Here is a 1,216-nt window from a genome sequence, read left to right on the forward strand (position 1 = left end):
CGCGATCCTGCTGGGGCTCACCTCATATGTGCCGACCTTCGCCCAGGGCGTGCTGGGCAGCGGCGCGATGATCGCCGGACTCACCGTGGGCGCGCTCACGCTCGGCTGGCCGCTGGCGGCGTCCCAGGCCGGGAAGGTGTACCTGCGCATAGGCTTCCGATCGACCGCCATGATCGGCACCGTTCTCGCCACCGTGGGCGCGGCGTCACTGCTGCTGGTGGGCACCGGCTCGAGCCTGGCACAGGTGGCCATCGGCTGCTTCATCGTCGGGATGGGCATGGGCCTGGTCGCCACCCCGACCCTGATCGCGGCGCAGTCGCAGAGCGAATGGTCCGAGCGCGGCGTGGTGACCGCGACCAATATGTTCGCCCGCTCGCTGGGCAGCGCGGTCGGGGTGGCCGTGTTCGGCGCGGTGGTCAACGCGCGCCTGGGCGACGCCGACCATCCGGCCGCGGCCGATCTCGCGCCCGCGGTGCATCTGGTCTTCGTCGGCGTGGCCCTGATGGCGGCGGTCATGATCGCGGCGGCCGCGTTCATGCCGCGGGGCGACGGGAGCGCGGCGGAAATCCATTCGGCGTGAACGAGAATTGCGCACAGGTCATTTCATTTCGGTAAAAGGCCACCGGCGGTGCCGAATGGAATAGTCCGGCAATGATCTAGCACACTGTAGGTGTGGTTGAGGTCGAGGACGTATTGCGCCGGCTGCGGCGGTATCCGGATGTCGAAGCGGTGAACCTGTACGCGGTCGATGCCGCTGACCGGCTCATGCTGGATGTCGCCGCCGATTCGCTGGCCGCCGTGGGAGACCAGCGGGTGGCGGTGATCGACGACGGCTACGGCGCGTTGACGCTCGGCGCGATCGCCGCGCACGACCTGCGCGGCGTGCGCGTGCATCAGGATTTGCTGACCGGAGAATTGGCGCTCGCCAACAATGCCCGAATTGTCGGACTATCCGAGCGCTATTCCGTCGAGGAATTGGGCCCGGACCTCCTCACCGATGTGCGCGTGGTGCTGTGGCGGCTGCCGCGCGCCCTGTCCGGCCTGGCCGAGACCGCCGACGCCATCGCGCGTTTCGCGCTGCCCGAGGTGGAGGTCTTCGCCGGCGGCCGCGACAAGTACCTGACCCCGGCCATGAACGAGGTGCTGGCCGAATCCTTCGGCTCGGTGCGCGCCAGCCGCGGCCGCCAGAAGTCCCGCATCCTGCTCGCGGCCGATC

Annotated in this window: 2 protein-coding genes; both read left to right on the top strand. The window is 69.2% G+C overall.

Annotated elements, in window-relative coordinates; all coding sequences use genetic code 11:
* The coding region (locus ACIRS4_RS37730) for an MFS transporter (protein WP_404204716.1) at positions 1 to 580 on the top strand (580 nt) is incomplete at its 5' end.
* Between the two features lie 92 nt (positions 581 to 672).
* Positions 673 to 1,216 (top strand): hypothetical protein (locus ACIRS4_RS37735; protein ID WP_404204718.1); only part of this gene is annotated, 544 nt, incomplete at its 3' end.

This window comes from Streptomyces sp. NPDC101166 (assembly GCF_044768125.1).
Classification (GTDB): Bacteria; Actinomycetota; Actinomycetes; order Streptomycetales; family Streptomycetaceae; genus Streptomyces.